20 protein-coding genes and 1 pseudogene are annotated in these 16,755 nt (G+C 53.5%); 10 read left to right on the forward strand and 11 right to left on the reverse strand.

The genetic code is table 11. The features are described 5' to 3' along the window. Positions 1–262: 262 nt before the first annotated feature. The 6 genes and pseudogenes from C5Y44_RS04125 to C5Y44_RS04150 form a co-directional block, all read left to right on the forward strand. Positions 263–847 (forward strand): annotated as a pseudogene (locus tag C5Y44_RS04125) (low specificity L-threonine aldolase); the annotation flags it as partial. Positions 848–953: 106 nt separating this feature from the next. After that, on the forward strand, positions 954–1,628 hold the full coding sequence (locus C5Y44_RS04130) for a hypothetical protein (RefSeq protein ID WP_146108472.1): 675 nt from the start codon (positions 954–956) through the stop codon (positions 1,626–1,628). 58 nt (positions 1,629–1,686) lie between these two features. Next, complete coding sequence (locus tag C5Y44_RS04135) at positions 1,687–2,505, forward strand: siderophore-interacting protein (protein WP_199185979.1); 819 nt, start codon at positions 1,687–1,689, stop codon at positions 2,503–2,505. 277 nt (positions 2,506–2,782) lie between these two features. Beyond that, a complete protein-coding gene (locus tag C5Y44_RS04140) occupies positions 2,783–3,166 on the forward strand; it encodes an MmcQ/YjbR family DNA-binding protein (protein WP_105323797.1) in 384 nt (127 codons plus the stop codon). A 90-nt stretch (positions 3,167–3,256) separates the two neighbouring features. Next, the gene (locus C5Y44_RS04145; protein WP_105323798.1) at positions 3,257–4,099 is read left to right on the forward strand and encodes an aspartate dehydrogenase domain-containing protein; all 843 of its coding nucleotides are present in this window, start codon (positions 3,257–3,259) and stop codon (positions 4,097–4,099) included. Positions 4,100–4,164: 65 nt separating this feature from the next. Further along, complete coding sequence (locus tag C5Y44_RS04150; protein ID WP_066837900.1) at positions 4,165–4,605, forward strand: YtoQ family protein; 441 nt, start codon at positions 4,165–4,167, stop codon at positions 4,603–4,605. Positions 4,606–4,631: 26 nt separating this feature from the next. Here the strand turns inward: C5Y44_RS04150 and C5Y44_RS04155 are convergent, their stop codons facing one another. Then, positions 4,632–5,039: a VOC family protein gene (locus C5Y44_RS04155; protein ID WP_105323799.1), complete on the reverse strand. Its 408-nt coding sequence runs from the start codon at positions 5,037–5,039 to the stop codon at positions 4,632–4,634. Positions 5,040–5,151: 112 nt separating this feature from the next. Here C5Y44_RS04155 and C5Y44_RS04160 point away from each other — a divergent pair, with 112 nt between their 5' ends. From C5Y44_RS04160 to C5Y44_RS04175, 4 genes are all read left to right on the forward strand, one after another. Further along, complete coding sequence (locus tag C5Y44_RS04160; protein ID WP_105324065.1) at positions 5,152–5,523, forward strand: carboxymuconolactone decarboxylase family protein; 372 nt, start codon at positions 5,152–5,154, stop codon at positions 5,521–5,523. Positions 5,524–5,529: 6 nt separating this feature from the next. Further along, the gene (locus C5Y44_RS04165) at positions 5,530–6,045 is read left to right on the forward strand and encodes a 2'-5' RNA ligase family protein (RefSeq protein WP_105323800.1); all 516 of its coding nucleotides are present in this window, start codon (positions 5,530–5,532) and stop codon (positions 6,043–6,045) included. Positions 6,046–6,082: 37 nt separating this feature from the next. After that, positions 6,083–6,574, forward strand: a complete 492-nt coding sequence (locus C5Y44_RS04170; RefSeq protein WP_105324066.1) for an NUDIX domain-containing protein — start codon at positions 6,083–6,085, stop codon at positions 6,572–6,574. 111 nt (positions 6,575–6,685) lie between these two features. Further along, entirely contained in the window at positions 6,686–6,937 is a 252-nt protein-coding gene (locus tag C5Y44_RS04175) for a hypothetical protein (protein ID WP_105323801.1), read from the forward strand. Positions 6,938–7,132: 195 nt separating this feature from the next. Here the strand turns inward: C5Y44_RS04175 and mcrC are convergent, their stop codons facing one another. From mcrC to C5Y44_RS04220, 10 genes are all read right to left on the reverse strand, one after another. Beyond that, complete coding sequence (gene mcrC, locus C5Y44_RS04180; protein WP_105323802.1) at positions 7,133–8,191, reverse strand: 5-methylcytosine-specific restriction endonuclease system specificity protein McrC; 1,059 nt, start codon at positions 8,189–8,191, stop codon at positions 7,133–7,135. Next, positions 8,188–10,470 carry an McrB family protein gene (locus C5Y44_RS04185; protein WP_233189821.1) on the reverse strand — a complete coding sequence of 761 codons (2,283 nt, stop codon included), beginning with the start codon at positions 10,468–10,470 and terminating at the stop codon, positions 8,188–8,190. The genes mcrC and C5Y44_RS04185 overlap by 4 nt, the downstream gene beginning before the upstream one ends. An 83-nt stretch (positions 10,471–10,553) precedes the next feature. Continuing rightward, complete coding sequence (locus C5Y44_RS04190) at positions 10,554–11,300, reverse strand: GntR family transcriptional regulator (RefSeq protein ID WP_105323803.1); 747 nt, start codon at positions 11,298–11,300, stop codon at positions 10,554–10,556. Further along, a complete protein-coding gene (locus C5Y44_RS04195; RefSeq protein WP_105323804.1) occupies positions 11,300–12,100 on the reverse strand; it encodes an ABC transporter ATP-binding protein in 801 nt (266 codons plus the stop codon). Before C5Y44_RS04195 ends, C5Y44_RS04190 begins: the two co-directional genes overlap by 1 nt. Beyond that, positions 12,097–13,176, reverse strand: a complete 1,080-nt coding sequence (locus C5Y44_RS04200; protein WP_105323805.1) for an iron chelate uptake ABC transporter family permease subunit — start codon at positions 13,174–13,176, stop codon at positions 12,097–12,099. The genes C5Y44_RS04195 and C5Y44_RS04200 overlap by 4 nt, the downstream gene beginning before the upstream one ends. Further along, the gene (locus tag C5Y44_RS04205) at positions 13,173–14,222 is read right to left on the reverse strand and encodes an iron ABC transporter permease (protein ID WP_105323806.1); all 1,050 of its coding nucleotides are present in this window, start codon (positions 14,220–14,222) and stop codon (positions 13,173–13,175) included. Before C5Y44_RS04205 ends, C5Y44_RS04200 begins: the two co-directional genes overlap by 4 nt. A 4-nt stretch (positions 14,223–14,226) precedes the next feature. Beyond that, positions 14,227–15,210 carry an ABC transporter substrate-binding protein gene (locus tag C5Y44_RS04210; RefSeq protein WP_105323807.1) on the reverse strand — a complete coding sequence of 328 codons (984 nt, stop codon included), beginning with the start codon at positions 15,208–15,210 and terminating at the stop codon, positions 14,227–14,229. Between the two features lie 114 nt (positions 15,211–15,324). Further along, positions 15,325–15,693: a hypothetical protein gene (locus C5Y44_RS04215; RefSeq protein WP_233189822.1), complete on the reverse strand. Its 369-nt coding sequence runs from the start codon at positions 15,691–15,693 to the stop codon at positions 15,325–15,327. Then, entirely contained in the window at positions 15,677–15,871 is a 195-nt protein-coding gene (locus C5Y44_RS13445) for a hypothetical protein (RefSeq protein WP_233189823.1), read from the reverse strand. The genes C5Y44_RS04215 and C5Y44_RS13445 overlap by 17 nt, the downstream gene beginning before the upstream one ends. A 4-nt stretch (positions 15,872–15,875) precedes the next feature. Then, positions 15,876–16,745: a CPBP family intramembrane glutamic endopeptidase gene (locus tag C5Y44_RS04220; protein WP_105323808.1), complete on the reverse strand. Its 870-nt coding sequence runs from the start codon at positions 16,743–16,745 to the stop codon at positions 15,876–15,878. Between the last annotated feature and the right edge of the window lie 10 nt (positions 16,746–16,755).

Raw genomic sequence — 16,755 nt, forward strand, 5'->3', positions numbered from 1 at the left:
TCAATTTGAGGTCGTCGATCGACTAGGTAGCGTCAGTAGATTGAGTCCATTAGAGGGTTGAGATGGCTACTTCGGCACCGAAATTTTTGCTGCTTGGGTTTGGCGCGATTGGTCGCCAACTTGTCACGCTCTTCGACGAGGGAGAGTTTGGAGTCGAGGCGTTTGTCCGTGCTGTCTCCCCACACATTGTGCGTGGGACTTTGGGAATTGAGCGTTATAACGACCAACTGCCCAAGCTCATCACCCCCAATACTCAGTTGAGGAGTTTAGGACTCTTACGGAAAATGCAAAGAATGCGGGCATTCGTGCGCATATGGATGGGGCGAGATTCGCTAATGCTGTGGTCTCCTTAGACGCCAGCCCTGCGGAAGTTACTTGGCGCGCTGGGGTGGATGTACTTTCTTTCGGCGCTACCAAAAATGGGGCATTGACTGCCGATGCCATCGTTGTCTTTGACCGCAGCTATACCGAGGAACTTTCGTTTCGTGTCAAGCGTGCAGGACAACTCTCATCAAGAATGCGCTTTCAATCCGCACAGCTAAAGGCCTACTTGGCGGACGACTTGTGGTTGCACAACGCCACCCACGCCAATGCAATGGCAGCCGAATTGGCCGAAGGGATTGATTCCACGCCTGGTATTTCTTTGCTTAATCAACCGCAGGCCAACATTGTGTTCTGTCGACTTCCGCAAGCAGCTATCGATGCCCTTCTTGCAGATGGATATGAGTTTTACCATGACCGGTGGGAGCCTGGTGTAGTGCGGTTTGTTACTTCCTTTATGACAAGCTCTGAGGAGGTAAGCGGTTTGATTTCTAGTCTCCGAGACCATTCGCTATTGCAAGGATGAGGGCTTCTATCGCCGAGCCGAGCAGCTTGACGATGCAAAGAGTTACGTACCGATGACGCTGCCATGCCTCGGGAACCGGGCGCTCAAAATGGTTAGCATTATGGATATGGAAAAATACCTGAGCGCTGCAGGGGCAGATTGGGATTCTGGGCCCGAGGCCGGGGAGTGGATCGGACCACTTCTTGATGGGTTCAGCGACTTGCTCGGGCATGCCGTGCCGGCGGGCTATGAGCAATACGCGATTATTCCCATTCCACGTTCCAAAGAAGACCCTGAGCAACAAGACATTTTCGCCCTCAAAGCCTTGATCGAGGAGCTCCGGAAATTTACGGGCGAGCAGACTGTGCACACAGCACTGTGGGAAGGGTGGGGCTGGCTATATGCCCATGGTCTGGATCCGCGCACAGCGCCAGGCGCGGCTGGCTATGTTGCGGGAGGCGCCGCTGCGGGAGATTCGCAGGGGGTGCCGGACTGGTTTGCTGTAACCCGAGTCGAACGTCCTAATGTCCGGCCGTTGCAGCTGCCGAATCGAAATTACTATCTCTGGAGTGGGCCACTAGATTCCGCTCTTGCACTGGGGCATCACGATAATTTTCCTTCATTGATATGGCCCGACGACAGGTCATGGTTTGTTGGAATACCGATCTACTCGGCAGAAATGGCTCTGGGTGCTGATGCTCGCATAATCGAAGCGATTCTTTCTTCGCCGTCCATGCGCAAATTGGGTGCGCGTCGGGCAGGGCGAGATGAAGCTCTTCCTTATGTGGATGATGAGGACTAGCGGCAAAGGTCAAGAAAATTTCCGATCAGTTCGCTGAGGTTAGGGTACGCTAACTGAAATGAGTCGGAAAAAGAATACTCCAGCAGACCGCCAGTTCATGATGGCAGAAGTCGTAAAATCTGAGCGCATCAGTCCCAACTTCGTGCGGTTAACTCTCGCAGGTCTTGATGGGCTGGAAAATTGGGGTGCGGACCACTGGTGCCGGTTGTTCTTCACTCGGCAAGGTCAAGACGTGCTCGCACTTCCGACTAGAACCTCAGAAATTGGTTGGTACCTGCAATACCTTGCCACGCCCAAGGCGCGTCGTCCGTGGGTGCGCGCATATACGGTGCGCGAAGCACGCCCCGATGTCGGTGAGGTAGATATTGACTTCGTTATCCACGGCGATCATGAATCCATGGGGCCCGCGGCAAAGTTCGCGCTCGAAGCGAAACCAGGAGACCGGTTAGGTTTCCTTGATCAGGGTAACGCTTTTACACCGGACCACCCACATGACTGGACGCTTCTCGTTGGTGATGAAACCGCTCTACCTGCTATCGCCGGTATTTGTCGTACACTTCCCGAATCCGCCGAAGGCGTAGTAATTATTGAAATTCCCAGCGCCGCAGACCAACAAGAATTCGATGCCTCTGCGGGGATGGAGATCATGTGGATTGCACGGGACGAATCAGCCCAGTCTTACGAAAAGCCGGGCGAACTCGCGCTCCAAGTGCTAATAAACGCGACACTTCCTGACGGCGAGGTGCATGCACACACCATTGGCGAGCAAGCCCTTGCCACCGGTGCACGCCGACACCTTATTCAAGAGCGTGGCGTTCCAAAACGCAACGTTGATTTCGTCGGTTATTGGCGTCATGGGCGCGCCCAGACGAGCTAGAAAAGCATTTTCAGTCCTTGTTTACTGCTAAGAGAGGGAATACTGTTGAAACCGACCTGCAGTCAAAAAGGGTGGTGAGTGCAATGTGGAAGGTAAATGCACACAGTATCGACCGGGACGGTGAGTCATTGTTCGACAGGCTGAGTATGGAAGACGGGGTCGAAGTAGACTTTGAACCGGCACGTATCGAATTGCAGGTACCGGATCTGTGAGGTCTCTGCCTGAAAGATACGTCGACGCAACGGCTGCGTTCCCAGTTCAAGGGTTGAGGAAAACCATGGATGGCAAAGAATTACAGAAAAGAGCGGTTGCCCGCGCGCTTGAGCTCCCCGGAACAGAATTGACCCATCCCTTCGGTTTGGACTCGGACGTGTGGAAGATTTGCGGCAAGATGTTCATGTTCCTGGCCGAATTAGACGGTGAAGAAATTGTGAATCTCAAAACCGATCCACTGGATTCAGAGATACTCCGCAAGACTCACGCGAGCATTACTCCGGGTTGGCACATGAACAAGAAACATTGGATCACCATCCGGGCAGGTGGCAGGGTTGACGCACAGCTTATCGATGAACTCGTGACCGATTCCTACCTGCTCGTCGTCGAAAGCCTGCCGAAATACAAGCAGCCAGTAAACCCACAAACATTTGCATCTGATAACTGATTCGATGATCAAGAGCCAGAAATGCCCTGGTAATAGCTAAATGGATAGACTGGGCGCACGTATCAAATTGCAAGGCAATGGAGGATTGTCATGTCGGCTTCGGCTCCACGAGTATTACTTCTTGGTTTTGGCGCAATCGGGCGTCAATTGGTGACACTTTTTGACCCATCGGAATTCGAAGTCAGTGCATTCGTTCGTGATGCGGCTCCTCACCACGAACGGGGCGCGCTGGGAGTAGCGCTTTACGATGACAACCTCGCAGAGCTTATCGATGCCCACGATATCGTGGTCGAATGCGCCGGCGTTCCGGCGGCAAAAGAACACGGGCCGGCAGTAATCGCGAGCGGCAAAGATTTGGTGCTGACATCTGTAGGCGCTCTAGCTGATCCTGATGCGCGCCGGGCGCTGTTGGCTGGTCCTGGGAAAGTGCATGTCACCTCCGGTGCTATCGGAGGATTCGATTTGTGGGCGGCGCTCGCTGAGTCGAATGCAGTGGACACGGTGAAGATCCGCACGACCAAGAACGCTGAAGCGCTTATTCAAGACTGGATGAATGATGATGAGCGCGCTGAATTAGAAAACGCAACGGAGCCTTTCGTTCTTTTTAGCGGCCGACCCAGCGATGCCATTGCGAAATTCCCGGGCAACGTCAATGTTTCCATTGCACTTGCGTGGGCAACCCGTGGCAGAGTTTCCAGCGGCAGAGGCGCCAGCGATGATGAGTTGCTTGCGCGATCACTTGAGCGCGTATCGGTAGAGCTAGTTGCCTCTCCAAACCTGGTAGATACCCGCCATGACATCGAGGTATCAGGCTCGGCGGGTACTTTCTCTTTGGTTAGTGAATCTGGTCCTAACCCCGTGAATCCCAAAACATCTGCGATTACGGCGCTGTCGGTTGCCCACACTTTAAGGCATGCGCTGGCTTCGCTGTAATTTTCAGTTAGGCTACGAGGCACATGCACAAAGTCTTAGTGAGTCTTAGTTAAAGGAGTCTGGCTATGAGTTTCAATGTTTATCTCTCCGGTGAAATCCACACTGAGTGGCGTGAAGAAATCCAACGCGGGGTAGAAGCTGCTGGACTGGATGTGGTGTTTACAGCACCCGTGACGGACCATCCAGCAAGTGATGCAGCAGGTGATCATCTGGGTGAGAACAGTGATTCTTTCTGGCGCGACCATCAGTCCGCGAAGGTCAACGCCATTCGCACGCGGACTTTGATTGAAAAAGCTGACTTCGTGGTCGTGCGTTTTGGGGACAAGTACAAGCAGTGGAATGCAGCTTTCGATGCCGGTTACTGCGCAGCCCTCGGAAAGCCCTACGTGACGCTGCATGATGAAGAACTTGTGCATCCGCTCAAGGAAGTCGATGCGGAAGCACAAGGCTGGTGCAAGACCACTGAGCAGGTAGTAGAGACCCTTAAATATGTCCTTCGTGACTAATTAGGAGAAAACAGGGTTTTGAAAATTTAAGGAAGAACGTAGTCACCGGTTGGCCCAGGGGTGACGGCAATTTCCCACCGGAATCCGTCGGGGTCGGAGAAATATCCGGAGTATCCGCCCCATTCCTGGCGAATAGCTGGTGACACATCAGCACCAAGAGAAGTAGCAAGCGAGAGGACGTTATCAACTTCCTTTTCCGTCGCGCAATTGTGCGCGAGAGTAATAGGTGCGACGCCACGCGCTGGGGCAGTGCCGATCTCGGCAGTAAAACTTTCGATACTCCAGAGCGAAAGCATCAGGTTTTCACCAGCAGGAAGCATGATGACTTCGTCATTTTCAAACATGGGTTTCCAACCAAGTCCATCGACGTAGAATTTCCGGCTGCGTGCAACGTCTTCGACTACGAGGGTGATAAAGCTGATGCGTTGTTCCATGTTCTTACCTTACCGGTGCTGAAGCTTTAACGTGGACCTCTGACGTGGAGTTTTCCTGCTATGATGGCGCGCTGAGATGTGATTTTCTTTATCGAATCAAAAGGAGATGGCTGTGGAACTGAGCAAGGACAAGGGCAACAAGTTTGTTGAGGACACGCAGTCCCCAGAAGGTGCGGCCGCTTGGAAGAAGCAGCTGGACGAATTCGCGCCCGGTTCGTCTGATTGGGTCGTGGAAGCGGTCTTCGGCGGAACCTACCAGCGCGAAGGCATCGAACTGCGCGACCGCCAGATGCTGAACATGGCAGCCCTTGCTGCCATGGGCGGTGTCGAGCCCCAACTGACTGGGCACATCAAAACTGCCGTTGAGGTTGCGGGCATGAGCAAAGAGGAAGTCGCCGAATGCTTCGTGCATTTGATGCCGTACATCGGTGTGCCAAAGACTTTGGCTGCGATGCGCTGCATGAAGACGGCCTTTGAGGGCTAGTCCCGGATGGCTTCACCCGACAATATTTTGCTGCATCTTCCCGAAAACGAAGAGCAGCAAGTCCGGGATCTTTTTGCGCAGCTGGCAGAGCGTGGCTTTCCTGTTCAAAACCAGACTCCGCATATCACTCTCACTTTTTCACCGGAGATGAAAGAGCACGTCGCCGAGCGTGCCGCGGAACTTTTGCCTGCTGTTATTCCTGCGCAGTTTCGTCGTGTCGGAACTGTGGTATTCGGAACCAAGCGTAAACAAACCGTGGCCTGGCTTTTAGAAACCGATGAGGAACTGGAAGCTGTCGCACGTGAGCTCAGCCGGATTAACCCAGATGGACGCGGGGAGCGGTGGATTCCGCATCTCACCGTGGGGCTTCGGCTCCCGCGCGAAATCGTGCCGGATTATATCCGTGCATTAGACGAGCTGACCTCGCCGCACTTGCGCGAACTTACGGGCATTCGTGCTGCCCTGTGGAAGCCACGAATTCAGGAACTCACGGTGCTGGCGGGTGCGTCAGAACTCTCGTGATGCTCTTTGCATCGACAAGCATGCAATGATGGGAAAGATGACTGACGTAAGCGAATCTGCAGTAAGCACACGTACAGGCGGCGGAGCTGCCGTGAGCCCGCGGGTTGTTCGCAAAGTTGTGGGCTATGTTGTGCGCGAACATAAACTGCTGGTCTTTACCCATGATGACATTCCGCTTGAAGTTACCGGCGTCCAGGTTCCAGCCGGAACCATTGAGGTAGATGAAGCTCCGGAAGATGCGGTGCTGCGCGAGGTGCTGGAGGAGACGGGCCTGGCCACGCGCATTGTCAGTGACCTCGGAATGGAGCATTACGATGCTCGTCCGACTAAACCGGAGATCCACGAAAGGCACTTCTTCCAGCTTGCTCCAATTGAGCAACAAGTCCCTGAACGCTGGTCCACCGGGGAAGAAAATCCATCCGATGGCGGTAAGCCGCAGCGGTGGACTTGTTTCTGGATTCCTTTGGAACAATCACAAGTACTGTGCGCAGGATTCGGTGCACGATTGGGGCGGCTAATTCTTGCATAGACGTAGAAGGTCAGCAATTTGGAGCTCATGCTGCTGCCGATGAGTAAACCTGGTGGTCTTGATATCGATGGAAATAAAAAGCGAAGCTTTAAACAAATAAGGGGAATTTACATGGCTGCTGCAGAAAAGAAGACTGAGATCATTGATGGCTACACCATCAAATACCACGCGAATGGCAAAACCCGGTGGTCAAAGGGCAAAGTGGAAGACGGCCAGCCTGTTGGTTATTGGGAGTGGTACCGCGTAGACGGCACTATTAAACGCTCCGGGCATTTCAGGAACGGCGAACCTGTCGGCGAGTGGATTACCTACGACAAGCATGGTGAAGTCTACAAAGTTACGGACCGGGGTGGGGAATTCTGACCAGTCCGCGAACCTGCGCACACCACGCAGCGCGTCGACAAATCTTCAATGAGGTTCTTGCCGTCGCACGAGGTTCTTGAGCTGGTTGACGGTCGCAAGATGCGGGAAGAAACAGTCATCTACTGGTATATGGATGCTGGCCTCCGGGAGAGAATCTTGAAACAGTTCTATTTTGTTCTCGTCTGGGCCTCAACCTTAGCTCTTTGGAATCCACTGAACTAACGCGTCGAGCTGGGCACGGACCTCTACCCACGGTTTATTAAGATCCAGTGTCTGTGCGCCGATGCGACTACCTTGTACAACAACATCTAGTTCGGGCTGCTCGAAACCATCCGTCTTGGCATACAACAGTAGCCCGGCGACATTGCCAGTCTGTTTGACATCTTCGTTCTTTACGTAAGTAAGGATCTGATAAAGATTGGCAGAATGGACGGTTGATTTCGCACTGAAACGGTTAGTCTGCATTGACTTTTCGTAGTACTTGGCGTCAATGATCAGCCGGTTCGCTCCCTTTCGGAGAGTGAGATCCGTGCGCATCTTTGGGAGCTGATGGAGCCCGGAGGCGATTCCATCGCTAACAGCCCAGTCAATCAAAGGTGCGGAAGGGAAAAGTTCAGGATGATGCAGAACGAAGTATTCACGGAGGAAACGTTCATACAGGGTGCTCATCGCTTCGTCGGAAAACCATGACTCCAATTTCATATTGCCATCATCTCCATTAGGAAGAAGCCCCAAAACTATCAACTCACATACTCCGAGGAGTAGACGATAGCTGGCATTAGCCCGGTGATAGTGAAGCTCATTCCAACGGACCGACGTGGGCGGAACCAGGGCAACATCTTCCAGATATGGAAGCAGACGCCGCAGCGATACTTGGCGTGCTCTGCTGATATTTCCGCGCTGAATCAGCAGAGAAATGACAGATTTAAGCGCCTGGTTGTGCGGGGTATTTGGCAGGTATTCGTCAAAATTACACACAACCCGGCCACGGGAATGAGCGTGCCGGTTAACCGTTTGAGCAATGTCTATGCGGCCGCGAACCGTCGATAGTTCCTCAGTGCGCGAAAGGTAGTCTTGATGAAGCCCTCTCTTAATCTGAGAATTCATACCTCGGATCAGAATTTCCGCAAGCAAGTCATGTAGGTTATCGAAATTCTCGCTACCGACTCTTGAAATTGACTTGGCTTTAATCGCCCGAAACGCATATGCAAGCATGACATATACATTTTGAATGACTATGGAACGGTCAATCATACCAGTGCATTCCGGAGTTTCTCTGCCCAATCAGCAGCGTTTGAAGGCTCATCAAACCAATATCCTTCGAGTAGTGGAACGAGCTCATCTTCAACAACCGAATGGAGCCAGCCATCAACCTCTTCGGGAGCTGTTTGGTCCTTGAGAAAATTCGATGGTGGAGAGAGGTAACTATGTCCTACAGCGAACCCAGCACCAAGACCTGGGTCTTCTGTGATTGCTGCGTTGAGATAAGTGAGAATTGAAACAAGTGCATCGAACCTAGGGTTACGTAGCTGGGTCTGCACGTATTGAAAACCTGAAGATTCGAAGCCCGGCGTCATTTCGAAGAAGCCGAAACGGCGTCGAAGAGCGTAATCGAGAACAGCCAGGCTCCGGTCGGCCGTGTTCATCATCCCAATGATATGGAGGTTCGGAGGAACGGTGAATGTCTCGTTCTTGTACAAAAGCCGTAATTCTTGGCCTCGTTTATCCGCCTCGATGAGCATGAGCAGTTCGCCAAAAATCTTGGAAATATTGCCGCGATTGATCTCGTCAATGATGAAGAAATAAGGTCGGTCCTGGTCATCATTGAGCGCTTCTTTGCAGAAACGGTAGAAAGGTCCTTCATGAAGCTCGAATCCACCGGAAGCATTTGGACGGAAGCCCATGAGAAAGTCTTCATATGAGTAACTCTGATGGAACTGCACCATCCGGACGCGACTCTGATCCATTTCTCCCATGATTGAATACGCGAGGCGCTTTGCAGCGAAAGTTTTTCCAACACCCGGAGGTCCTGCCAAAATCACGTTCTTTTTGCGCTTAAGCAAAGCCCGAAGGCGTGCATAGCGAGTTTCCGTTATGAAGACATCATCTAAGAAATCTGCTTGGCCGTATTTAGGGAGAGCGGCAAGCGCGTCGGTTTCATCAATATCCGGTTCACCGGTGACAATCGCCTCCAGCTGTTCCACATAGCCGATATTGGAAGAGATATCTGTAAGGGTTTTAATGGAAGCTTGCCCAGGATGCTCCCACGTTCCAATGTAATCCCAATCAACGGATCGTACGTTTCTGTATGAATCTCGCGCCGGGTCGTAGCTCGTAGCAGATGTTACTTTTCCGCGACCAATAATCTTGTGCATACCCTTCTTGGCGTAGACGATGTCGCCGACTGCTATTTCATGCTGAAAGTCCCATACTGCCTTAGCACCGTTGGTGTTCTTTGAAGCGGGATTATTCTCAACAAGCTTTTGGCGAATGTCTTCCTGGGTTTCGTACTCGGAGTGTTCACCGAGCTCATCCCATCCAATGCCCATGATTCCAGCTTCTGTAAACTCTTCCCACCGAGAAGCTTGCTCACCAGGCGAGTAAAGCCAATAGTGACGCTTGCGTGGTTCTGTGCCCTCCTGAGTGGATACCGGATTGGGGGCTGGCGTCGGGCTGGAATCTTCCTCCACAGCGAAGGACTCCCATCGCTCGTGAACCCCGGGCGACCAAAAATGAAAAGGTTCAGGGAATTCGGGAGCTAACTTCGCACGAATCTTCAGAAGGTCTAAATCGATCTGAACTGGAGAATTAGAGGTGGCTTTTTCAATGAGATCCGTAAAACCGGCTCGAATCTTCTCCTTCTTACCAGGGGATGAAATTGCCTCGAAAGTTCTCGGGTGTGCAAGAAACTGCAGTGCATTACGGATATCGGGTATATCTTGTCCAGAATCGAGCATGGCTTTCTGATACGCCCAAGCATCGATCTTCAGCGCTTCGCGGTCGGTGCCCGAAAGCGTCTGGACGTGCTTTATGAAGTTCGCGGCCCAGATCAAGTGCTTCCATAATTGCCCGTTGTAGGCTTGTCCGCTCCTGAAGCCTGCTGTTCCTAGAGGGCGAGATAACCAGGTCTCCATTTGAGGAGGAAGAGTGACAGGCTCTGACAGATGTGCAAGTACTGACTCGACATGGGATCTGCGAGTCTCCGGTAAGGAATTTTTTAATGGATGTTCTCTTAAGAAAACGAGTTCAGCGGTAAGAAGAACCACATCATCGGGAGCGCCACTTAGCTGGTGGTCGAGCTTTTCCCACTGAGATTGGCCGGTGCCTTCCATCGGGTCGTCCTCAACGCGTTTGCGAATTTCCTCGGCAGCTGATGCAGTCCAGATAGTAATCTCTGGGTTAATAATGGATTTACCGTCACCGAGCATGTGCTCAAAAACTTCTTTGACTTCCAGCGCGATTTTCATGTCGGGGACGTGCCGCGTTTCAGCTAGTTTCGCAATGTCTATTTGTTCTTCATAGGGAGTATCCATACTGGTAGTTTTCCAGAAATACTTAAACGTTGCGGGAGAATGTTGTGTGATGTTTAAACAGCAGGACTAAACGTAGGAAACTCCTAATGGGAACAGCCATACCCACGTGATCGCGCCCAATCTAAAGCATCTTGGCTGGCATTATCGTCTGGCAGGTGAATAGCTTTAAGAAAGCTGGTGGTGCTGTGGGAATGCATTTCTGCAGCAACGGCCGCACCGTCGCCGTCGGCGATGAGCTCGAATAGTCGGCGGTGGCGGTGAGCGCGGGCAACAAGCGATTCAAAGTCTGATTGGGCTTGGCGGTTAAGGTGCATCAACAAACCAAGAGGGTAAAGGATGGTGCCGAAAGCGGCAGTAAGGCGTGAGTGGCCAGCTAGATCAATGAAAGCGCGATGAAAAGCAAGGCTGTCGGGAACGGCACTTTCCTCATCGTCGGCTTCGGCGCTGCGCTCAAGTTGTTGGACGGCAGACTCTAACTCTTCTAGGCGCTCGGGTGCCGCGGGGATACCGTGGATTAACGCAAGCTCTTCAAGGTGTTCACGCAGCGTCACAATTTCATAAGCGTCTTGCAAGGTCAGCGTCACAACCTTGGTGCCAGCCCGGGGGATATGAACCACAAGACCGTCGTAGGCGAGAATACGCAGTGCCTCGCGAAGGGTGGCGCGGCCGACACCGAGGGCATCGGCAAGCGATTGCTCAGCAATGTGCGTGCCTTGTGTGAGCTGGCCACTGAGAATGCGTGAACGCAATGCATCGCAAGCAAGCTCAACCGCACTTTGTGGACCTGAGGGGGTACGTGCCACGCGGCGACCGCGACCAATCTTTGCCATTAACGTGCCTCCATCGATTCGTGTGCGCGATGCGGAACAATCACCGGCCGACCAGTGCGTGGGTCACTAAGCAAGACACTGTCAATGCCGAATACATCTTTAATAACAGTAGTAGACAACGTGGTGTCAGTATCACCGACCGCGGCAACTTGTCCCTCGCGCATTGCGACGAGGTGGTCCGAAAAACGCGCTGCCATTCCGAGGTCATGCAAGACCATGACCACAGTGATTCCACGCTCGCGCTGCAAAGTGGTGACCGTTTCCAGAACATCGAGCTGATAAGCGACATCCAAATAGGTAGTGGGCTCATCTAGCAGCAAGACGCTGGGGGATTGGGCCAGGGCAAGCGCAATCCATGCACGCTGCCGTTGACCACCTGAAAGCGTGCCCAAAGGACGCTCGGCAAATTCAGTCAGTCCTGTGGCACGAAGTGCATCCCACACAATAGTTTCATCGTGCTTGGACCATTGGTCCCACCAGCGTCGGTGAGGATCCCGTCCGCGTGAGACGAGGTCAATGGTGGAAAGATTTTCGGGAGCCTCCGGTGCCTGGGGCAGAAGAGCCACCTCACGCGCATACTCGCGTGGAGAAATACTAGATACCTCGCGGCCGCGTAAGAGGATTTCTCCTTCGCGGCGTTGCAGCCGGGAGATGCTTCGCAGCAGCGTGGACTTGCCAGAGCCATTCGCACCAACGATGACCGTGGTGCGGCCTTCGGGGATATTAAGGTCAATGCCGCGCAGAATCTCTGAACCACCCAGGGTGACGCGCAGGTCGCGGATTTCATAGGCGTTCTTCATCGAATGGTGTCCTTTCCCTGGCGGACCAGGAGCCAAATCAAAAATGGGGCGCCGATGATTGCAGTGACGGCACCGGTTGGTAGAAGAATTGGTGCAGCTAAGGTTCGGGCGAGCAGGTCACTGGCGGTAACAATGGCAGCGCCGATCATCGCTGAAGCAAGTAAGGGAGGCCGCGGTGCGCCAGCTGCGCGCTGTGCGATGTGCGGGGCAACCAGTGCGACAAAGCCAATGGGCCCTGCGACAGCAGCGGCTATCGATGCCAGCACAACCGAACATAGCAGCAGCGCGCTGCGGCTACGCTGCGCGTTTTGCCCAAGCGCGGTGGCCATATCGGAGCCCAAATTTAAGGCAGGAATCCGCGTGGACAAGGGCACTAAGACCACGGCTACAACGCCGAGCGCCAGTGCCGCCATCACCACTTCTTCGCTGCCGCGGCCATTGAGGGATCCAGCGAGCCAGGCGTTGGCCTTCTCCGCATCTTCAATGCTCGCGGCAATGAGCATCCAGCTGGTTAAACCACTAAATAGCGCGGAAGTTCCCACACCCACCAGCAACATCTGAAGCCTGCCACCAGAGGTCATTTTCAAGATCGTGCTGACCGTTAGAGCAGCAGCAAGTCCACCAACTAATGCAGCGCCTGAAGTGCCAAAGGCATGAAGCAGCGAAGACGCACCAGTCGCATTGGTGCTGCTGCCGCCAAGAATGATGACCGCGACTGCTGCTGTGCCTGCACCCGCAGTAATTCCCAGCAGGTCCGGACTAGCAAGCCCGTTGCGGGTTGTGGTTTGCACGATGGCGCCAGAGACTGCGAGCATTGCCCCAACCAGTAACCCCAGCAACGTCCTGGTCAGACGCAACGTAATGACTACTAATTGTTCTTGGCGTGTTCCGCCGCCGGATAAAACCTCAAGTACTTGGCTTGGGGACAACGATAGATCGCCGACTCCCAGCGACAACACGCAAAGTATGGCTGCGGCAAGTGTTGCTATGACCGTAGTTAGAGCTGTTCGTGGGGACCAGCGAGTTGATACCTGGCCCAGGCGCAGCACGCGTGGGGCGGTAAGTAGCGTACTCATCGTGCCTCCCGGAAAAGTCGAACAACGAGGACCAAGAATGCCGGGCCACCGATAACTCCCAGGACAATTCCTACGGGTAGCTCAGCAGGTTGGACTAAAAGACGGCCCAGAATATCGGCGCCAAGAACCAAAACCGCTCCCAGCAGCGCTGATAAGGGCAACAGTCGCGCATGCGACGGACCAACTATTCCGCGCGCAATGTGCGGGGCAACTAATCCCACGAACCCTAAAGAACCAACGAGCGATGTTGCACCGCCAACGAGCAAGGTCACTGCGGCGAACCCGCCCAGCCGAGTCGGAAGGATACGCCGGCCCAGCGATTGGGCCATGTCATCACCTAGCGCGAAAGCATCTAGGGCAGAAGACTGGGCAACCACTAAAATGGCTCCTAACAGCATCAGCGGGGCAACCAGCAGGACAGAATCAAGACTGCGTCCACCGGTCAAAGAACCAACCGTCCAAAAACGGTAGGCATCCAAGGCGGCGACATCGATAAGCAAGATCACGCCAGTGATTGCGCTAAGCAAAGCTGATACCGCAGCACCCGCCAAGATTAACGATGCCGGTGAGGGATCGCGTCGGCGTCCAGCTAACGTGCCGATGACAAAAACGATCAGTGCACCAAGAGCAGCACCTGCATAGGCAAACCACAAGTAGCCAGCCGGGGTCACGATCCCTAATACCGAAATACTCAATACCACAGCCAATGATGCACCAGCGGTTATGCCAAGTAGTCCCGGGTCAGCCAATGGATTGCGGGTTTGTCCTTGCATGACCACCCCCGCAACAGCCAATGCTGCACCACCGAGTACACCTAAAACCGTACGGGGCAGTCGATGCTCCCACAAGATTGCTTGGGCCTCGGCATCAGCTTGTCCGGCGAGCGCTGCGAAGATGGTTGCTGGGTCGAGGGAGCGCGAGCCAACCATAACGCTGAGCAAAACTACTGCAACAAGCATGAACCCGGCGATTGTCAGCGCCCCGAGCAGCGGCGAAACCTTTCGGGTGTCTGCTATTCGGGTGTCTTTTGTTAGTACATCGGGCATGGGGTTAGAAGGTTTCAAGCAGCTTTTCGATGACATCAAGCGTGTGCATCGCAGTCAGCGCTGCACCTTCATGCGTCTGCTTATCGGAGCGGACAACATGCCCGTCAGCTACAGCAGGAAGCTGCTGGAAGAGGCTGTCTTCACTGAATTCTTCCCATACCTGTGGGTCATTGACTAGGGCAACAATTGCATCAGCGTCCTTGAAAGCCTCCAGAGTTTGCTCACGGCTGTATACTGCTTCTTCACCGTCGATAGCCGCTTGGAATGCCTCAGAAGGTTGCGCACCTAGGTCACGAAGAGTCAACGACAGCAGACGATTCGGACGGGTTTCTAGGCTCTCACCGTTGTAGCTTAAAGGCACAAAGGAATTTCCTGCGAGAATATCCGCGTATTCTTCTGACATCTGCGTGACGCGGGATTCATACTCTCTAATAAGTTCTTCGGCGCGGACTTCAGTTCCGGTTGCTTTTGCAACTAAGCGCAGGTCATCTTGCCAACTGGCCGTACTTTGGTCACCAATGGCAAGCACTGGCGCGACGGCCTCAAGTTCCTCACGAATTGGTTCGACGTCATCAACGCGGCTGATAATCAGGTCTGGTTCAGCTGCAATGATGGCCTCGATATTGATCTCATCGGCTAGAAACAGCTCCTCTGCGCCATTTTCTTTGGCTGTATCCAGATTCTGTGCGACTGGGGATTCCAGATCGAGTGATCCGGCTTCTTCATATGGGTATCCAGTAAGCGGAAGTCCCAGTGAAAGGGCAATATCAAGGTCGCGGCGGCCCTCAAGAACCACGACAGAATCGATCTCGGAAGGAACTGCTACCTCGCCCAGCACAGTATCGACGGTGCGGACATCACCAGATGCTTCAGCATTGGCATTTGATGCAGTGTCTTCGTTGGCAGATTCAGCTGTGGAGGAACAGCCGGCAAGGACAAGGGAAGCAGATACGACGAGGGCAGGAATAGAGCGGAGTGAAAAAATCATGGAGTTTAGCCTAGCCTAATCTAGTCAACTGACGTGAATCTCGTCTGTGTGAGATTCGTAATATGAGACCACGCCCATCAATTAGTCAGTCATGCACTAGGGCGAGCATTTGGACTACAGCTTGGCTAAGAGCTCTTTCCAGTAGGGGCGCCATGTTTCAACCTCATCGGAAGAGGCAAGCTTTGTATGTTCCAAGGCGATTGAAGCTTTCCCGTTCGGTTTGTCGCTGATATTGACGTTGACTCGGGAGCCATCGACAAGCTGCACGCGCCAATACCGCCACTTCGCTGTCGCGGAAGTAGAAGCAGCTTCTTCGGATTCAATGCCATTGAACTCATCGCGGGTGCCAACTAACTCCAGCCAAGCTTTCAGCGCAGCATCTTTATCACCGGGGAAAGTCTTGGAGGTCGAGGTCTGGAAACTGCCCGTGCTGGACTGACCCGGAATGCGCAGGCCAGCGTGTTGTTCAAAAGCAATGGCCACGCCTTGCGCCCCACCATTCTTTTTTCTCAACTGATTCAGGCATGAGCTTTAGGGCTTGCTTAGCGATGTCTCCGTGGTTCATCTCGCGTGCACCAGCAGCGTCCAAGGCCGCAACCCAGTCATCCCAAGGGCGGTTCGTTGCCTTGGTGATAGCGGATGTATTGGTGGGCTTGACCATGTCTTTATTCTTTAACGATTTGTGAGGATGCGCAAGGGATAAAAGTAAAAGACTTGCTTATTAACCAGGCTGCGGCAGCCAGCCACAAAATGACACCGGCTGCTTCGACCCACCAGTTGATGCCTTCACCGGAAACAAACACAGACTGTAAGAAAAATACGCGGATGCTGTTGATACCACCGTGGAGAATCACCGCTGGCCACACAGAACCGGAGCGAAGCCGCAGCGCGAGGAAGAAAGGCGCCCAGGACGCAACAGATACTAGATACGCGAGCGCGAATTCTATAGTTGCGGTGGACAGAATTAAGGGAACTACGGGAAGATACCACAGCGTCCATGCGATTGATTGGGTAGCGGCAGCTTTGGGGAAACTCCACCCGGATGTGCGAGAAGCTAGCCAACCACGCCAGCCGAATTCCTCACCAAGGGCAAAGACACATTGCATAAGCAAAATGGGAATGACGGCGATAGCTGCAAGGGCGATGTCATTACTGGCGGCAAAAGTCTGTCCAGTTGCTAGTGCGAGAAGCGCTTGGAGTGCAGAAATAACTATGAGAAAGCCCAGGCCAACGATGATTGCTTTGGTGGAACTGGCCCACCGCAATGCGAGCACGTCACGTAAGCGAGCAAGACGGTGTTGCGGGCGTTTCTTGAGAGCAGCGAAAAATATCAGCGCAACAATTAGCGGGGTAAGCTGCGCAATCGGAACAATTAGCCCGGTTGCGGCCTCTGGCAACAAGCCAAGCAGAAGTGGGGCAGAGATTAAGGCGCTAAGCGCAGGGGCTGCGAGAATATAGCCGGCAACTTCAACTAGTGATGCGCTGGTGTTGGTAGAAGACGGGGGCGAGGGGTTGTCCAGATGAGCTACGGCCACATCAGGGAAA

The organism is Corynebacterium sp. J010B-136, from assembly GCF_002967075.1.
Classification (GTDB): domain Bacteria; phylum Actinomycetota; class Actinomycetes; order Mycobacteriales; family Mycobacteriaceae; genus Corynebacterium.

Coding starts and splice junctions, on each gene's coding strand:
- C5Y44_RS04130 (WP_146108472.1), top strand. CDS start 954: ATGGAAAAATACCTGAGCGCTGCAGGGGCAGATTGGGATTCTGGGCCC.
- C5Y44_RS04135 (WP_199185979.1), top strand. CDS start 1,687: ATGAGTCGGAAAAAGAATACTCCAGCAGACCGCCAGTTCATGATGGCA.
- C5Y44_RS04140 (WP_105323797.1), top strand. CDS start 2,783: ATGGATGGCAAAGAATTACAGAAAAGAGCGGTTGCCCGCGCGCTTGAG.
- C5Y44_RS04145 (WP_105323798.1), top strand. CDS start 3,257: ATGTCGGCTTCGGCTCCACGAGTATTACTTCTTGGTTTTGGCGCAATC.
- C5Y44_RS04150 (WP_066837900.1), top strand. CDS start 4,165: ATGAGTTTCAATGTTTATCTCTCCGGTGAAATCCACACTGAGTGGCGT.
- C5Y44_RS04155 (WP_105323799.1), bottom strand. CDS start 5,039: ATGGAACAACGCATCAGCTTTATCACCCTCGTAGTCGAAGACGTTGCA.
- C5Y44_RS04165 (WP_105323800.1), top strand. CDS start 5,530: ATGGCTTCACCCGACAATATTTTGCTGCATCTTCCCGAAAACGAAGAG.
- C5Y44_RS04170 (WP_105324066.1), top strand. CDS start 6,083: ATGACTGACGTAAGCGAATCTGCAGTAAGCACACGTACAGGCGGCGGA.
- C5Y44_RS04175 (WP_105323801.1), top strand. CDS start 6,686: ATGGCTGCTGCAGAAAAGAAGACTGAGATCATTGATGGCTACACCATC.
- mcrC (WP_105323802.1), bottom strand. CDS start 8,191: ATGATTGACCGTTCCATAGTCATTCAAAATGTATATGTCATGCTTGCA.
- C5Y44_RS04185 (WP_233189821.1), bottom strand. CDS start 10,470: ATGGATACTCCCTATGAAGAACAAATAGACATTGCGAAACTAGCTGAA.
- C5Y44_RS04190 (WP_105323803.1), bottom strand. CDS start 11,300: ATGGCAAAGATTGGTCGCGGTCGCCGCGTGGCACGTACCCCCTCAGGT.
- C5Y44_RS04195 (WP_105323804.1), bottom strand. CDS start 12,100: ATGAAGAACGCCTATGAAATCCGCGACCTGCGCGTCACCCTGGGTGGT.
- C5Y44_RS04200 (WP_105323805.1), bottom strand. CDS start 13,176: ATGAGTACGCTACTTACCGCCCCACGCGTGCTGCGCCTGGGCCAGGTA.
- C5Y44_RS04205 (WP_105323806.1), bottom strand. CDS start 14,222: ATGCCCGATGTACTAACAAAAGACACCCGAATAGCAGACACCCGAAAG.
- C5Y44_RS04210 (WP_105323807.1), bottom strand. CDS start 15,210: ATGATTTTTTCACTCCGCTCTATTCCTGCCCTCGTCGTATCTGCTTCC.
- C5Y44_RS13445 (WP_233189823.1), bottom strand. CDS start 15,871: ATGGTCAAGCCCACCAATACATCCGCTATCACCAAGGCAACGAACCGC.